The organism is Methylophaga sp. UBA5088 (assembly GCF_002414625.1).
GTDB classification, from domain to species: Bacteria; Pseudomonadota; Gammaproteobacteria; order Nitrosococcales; family Methylophagaceae; genus Methylophaga; species Methylophaga marina.
On sequence record NZ_DIAC01000092.1, the window covers coordinates 13,485 to 17,275 of the forward strand.

General features: G+C 45.8%; 4 protein-coding genes and 1 pseudogene. 1 reads left to right on the top strand and 4 read right to left on the bottom strand.

From position 1 onward, the window contains the following. Positions 1-316, top strand: a 316-nt coding sequence (gene bamD, locus B4K20_RS11465; RefSeq protein ID WP_289282984.1) for an outer membrane protein assembly factor BamD, incomplete at its 5' end; no start/stop codon positions are given. 65 nt (positions 317-381) lie between these two features. On the opposite strand, the gene B4K20_RS11470 is transcribed toward bamD, so the two are convergent. The 4 genes and pseudogenes from B4K20_RS11470 to sucC all read right to left on the bottom strand — a co-directional run. Then, a complete protein-coding gene (locus B4K20_RS11470) occupies positions 382-720 on the bottom strand; it encodes a P-II family nitrogen regulator (RefSeq protein ID WP_289282985.1) in 339 nt (112 codons plus the stop codon). A 9-nt stretch (positions 721-729) separates the two neighbouring features. Next, positions 730-2,370 (bottom strand): NAD+ synthase, encoded by a 1,641-nt coding sequence (locus tag B4K20_RS11475; protein WP_289282986.1) that lies wholly within the window; start codon positions 2,368-2,370, stop codon positions 730-732. Next, positions 2,371-3,246: a succinate--CoA ligase subunit alpha gene (gene sucD, locus B4K20_RS11480; RefSeq protein WP_286305189.1), complete on the bottom strand. Its 876-nt coding sequence runs from the start codon at positions 3,244-3,246 to the stop codon at positions 2,371-2,373. It abuts the gene before it with no gap. Then, positions 3,243-3,791 (bottom strand): annotated as a pseudogene (gene sucC, locus B4K20_RS11485) (succinate--CoA ligase subunit beta); the annotation flags it as partial. The pseudogene sucC and the gene sucD, both read right to left, overlap by 4 nt.

Below are 3,791 nucleotides of genomic sequence, written 5' to 3' on the forward strand. Positions count from 1 at the left end.
TTTTCCTACCAGCCGTTATGCAGAAGATGCCGCTCAACGCATCGTCTATTTACGTAACCGTCTCGCACAACATGAAGTGAACGTTGCCAATTATTACATGCGTAGAGGCTCATACTTAGCGGCGCTCAATCGCGGTAAATATGTGATAGAAAACTATGACAGAACACCTGCGATGCCAGAGGCGCTAGTAGTGATGGCAAAAGCCTACAAAGTGTTGGGCATGCTTGAGCTGTCAGAAGACTCACTTCGTGTTCTTAGAATTAACTATCCCGGCCATCCTGGAATTGCGGAAGTAGCACAAACCGAAGTGCAGTAGTCAAAAACAAAAAAGCCCGTCGTTGAACATTCAGCGACGGGCTTTTTTTATGCATACAGCATCAACTAAATCGCGTCTTGATCCTGCTCACCTGTGCGAATTCGAATTGCTTGTTCTAATGGTGTAACAAAGATTTTGCCATCGCCTATACGACCAGTATTGGCGGCTTTAATGACGGCTTCAATCACGCCATCCACTTTATCGTCTGACACCGCGATTTCTAATTTTACCTTGGGTAAAAAATCCACAACATATTCAGCGCCACGGTAGAACTCAGTATGTCCTTTCTGGCGACCAAAGCCTTTAACTTCGGTAACAGTCATCCCAGTCACACCGATATCAGACAGTGCCTGGCGAACATCATCCAGCTTAAAAGGTTTAATTATCGCTTCAATTTTTTTCATCGTAGTTCCTTACTCTATAGTTGAAGTGACGGTGTAGCCTGACGTGATAGGATATCGGCGATCTCGGCCAAAAGCCCGGCTACTGATACGAATACCTGGAGGCGCCTGCCGCCTTTTATATTCATTACGATCCACCATTTTGATGACTCTTGCAACTACATCCGCGTCATAGCCCCCTTCAACCAAGTCTTCAAAGCACTGTTGATCCGCTATATAACGCTGCAGAATCTGATCTAAGACAGCATAGTCAGGCAAACTGTCTTGATCCAACTGCCCTTCTGCCAGTTCAGCTGACGGGGGACGTGTAATAATTCGCTCAGGAATAGCCGGGGACTGTTGATTTCGATGACGGCTTAACTGATATACCAGCGTTTTATATACATCTTTCAATGGCGAGTATCCACCAGCCATATCGCCGTACAATGTCGAGTAACCCACAGCCATTTCGCTTTTATTACCGGTCGATAGCACCATTGAGCCAGTTTTATTGGATAAGGCCATCAAAATAATGCCACGGCAACGTGCCTGTATATTTTCTTCCGTTGTATCGTTCGGCAGTCCTTTAAATTCATCGGCTAATGAGTCAATAAATGCATTGAAGGTGGGTTCTATCGAAATAATGCTGTACTTGACCCCGAGTCCTTCGGCCATTAATTTCGCATCATCCAGACTCATTTGAGAGGTATAACGCGACGGCATCATCACCGCATGCACTTTGTCTGCGCCAATGGCGTCAACAGCCAGTGCCATGGTTAACGCAGAGTCAATACCGCCTGATAAACCAAGCACGACACCGGGAAAATGATTTTTCTCGATATAGTCTTTCAGTCCAAGCGTTAGTGCTTTGTATATGGTAGACAACTCCTCTTCAGGCTCGCACAAGGCACCAGATAAGGATAAAGCCCCTGATGCATCCCGCTTGATGCTGACAGGGAATAAACCAAACTCTAATGCTGGCGCCTGAGCAACTTTTGTTCCTGCAGCATTGATTACAAAAGAATAACCATCAAATACCAGTTCGTCCTGACCACCATATTGGTTGACATAGATAACAGGCAGACCAGTTTCAGAGACACGCTTATTAACTTCAGCTTCACGTAGCGGCCATTTACCAACGTGATAAGGGGAAGCATTTAAGTTGACAATTAACTCAGCACCAGCGGCTTTTGCTCTGGCAGCGGGGTCTTTGAACCAGATATCCTCGCATATGGTAATGCCAATATTGATGCCACGAAAATCAAAGACAACCGCCTCATCACCTTCAACGAAATAACGCTTCTCATCAAACACACCATAATTGGGTAACTGCTGCTTGTGATAAGTACAAACCACCTTGCCATCATCAATTAACGAGGCAGAGTTATATAAACCCGATTCAACATCACCTGCTGGATGACCAACTAACACCGTTATATTATCCAGCTTACTCGCCAATGTGCTTAACGCTTTACGAACCCGCTTCAACAAACCGGGGCGGAGTAATAAATCTTCTGGAGGATATCCGCTCAGTGTCAATTCAGGAAACACCACTAAATCGGCATTATGCTGTTGTTTTGCCTGATTTGCAGACTCAATAATCCTGTTAACATTTCCTGCGACATCACCTACTACGGGATTGATTTGTCCCATCACCAGCGTGAGTGTTTGCATTTATTTTTTATCCATCATTGCCAGCATTATGTCGCCAATTTCAGCAGGCGATCGTGCAATACCACAGCCAGCAGCTTCAAGCGCTTTTAATTTCGCTTCAGCCGTGCCACTGCCGCCACTGATAATGGCGCCAGCATGGCCCATACGTTTGCCAGCAGGCGCAGTCAAACCAGCGATATAGGTCACAACCGGTTTAGAAACATGCGCTTGAATAAACTCGGCGGCATCTTCTTCGGCATGGCCACCAATCTCACCAACCATCACAATACCTTCTGTTTGGGGATCATTCTCAAACAACTCAAGACATTCGATAAAGTTCATACCATGAATAGGGTCACCACCAATACCGACGCACGTACTTTGCCCCAACCCATTCTGTGTTGTCTGATGAACCGCTTCATAGGTTAGCGTACCTGAACGTGAGACAATGCCGATTTTTCCTGGCTGGTGAATATTACCGGGCATGATGCCAATCTTGCATTCACCTGGTGTAATCAAGCCCGGACAATTTGGACCGATCAAATGTGCATCGTAACTATCTAGAGCATGTTTAACGCGTAACATATCTAGAACGGGAATACCTTCAGTGATACAGGCAATCACTTTAATACCGGCATCAGCTGCTTCCAGAATCGCATCGGCAGCAAATGCAGCAGGCACATAAATCATGGTGGCATCTGCACCTGTTTGTTCGACTGCTTCATGTACCGTGTTGAAAACAGGTTTATCTAAATGTGTTTGTCCACCTTTTCCTGGCGTCACACCACCGACAAACTGGGTGCCATAAGCAATGGCCTGCTCGGAGTGAAATGTACCTTGTTTGCCAGTAAAGCCCTGACAAATCACTTTGGTTTCACGATTGATTAAAATACTCATGCCTGCGACTCCTGGGCTGCCGCTACAGCTTGACGTGCAGCATCGGTTAAATCATCGGCAGCATATATACTCATTTCACTGTTTTTCAATAATTCACGACCTCGTTGGGCATTTGTGCCCTCAAGTCTGACAACAACGGGTAATGACAGACCGACTTCTTTCGCTGCCTGAATAATACCTTCGGCAATCAGATCACAACGAACAATACCACCGAAGATATTGACCAAAATCGACTTCACTTTTTTATCAGAAAGAATCAACTTAAATGCTTCAGCGACGCGAGCAGCTGTCGTACCACCACCGACATCTAAGAAGTTAGCAGGCTGCCCACCTTCTTTTTGAATTAAATCCATGGTGGCCATTGCCAGACCGGCGCCGTTGACCATACAAGCCACATTGCCATCCAAAGAGATATAGTTAAGGCCAAATTCACGAGCGATAACTTCTGCATCGTCTTCCTGACTGGGATCAAACATCTCTGCCAACTCGGCATGGCGGAATAAACCGTTATCATCCAGATTAATTTTGGCATCCACAGCAAGTAA

What these genes read in the sequence shown, in the direction of transcription:
- B4K20_RS11470 (WP_289282985.1), bottom strand. Translation starts at nt 720, where the DNA reads ATGAAAAAAATTGAAGCGATAATTAAACCTTTTAAGCTGGATGATGTT.
- B4K20_RS11475 (WP_289282986.1), bottom strand. Translation starts at nt 2,370, where the DNA reads ATGCAAACACTCACGCTGGTGATGGGACAAATCAATCCCGTAGTAGGT.
- sucD (WP_286305189.1), bottom strand. Translation starts at nt 3,246, where the DNA reads ATGAGTATTTTAATCAATCGTGAAACCAAAGTGATTTGTCAGGGCTTT.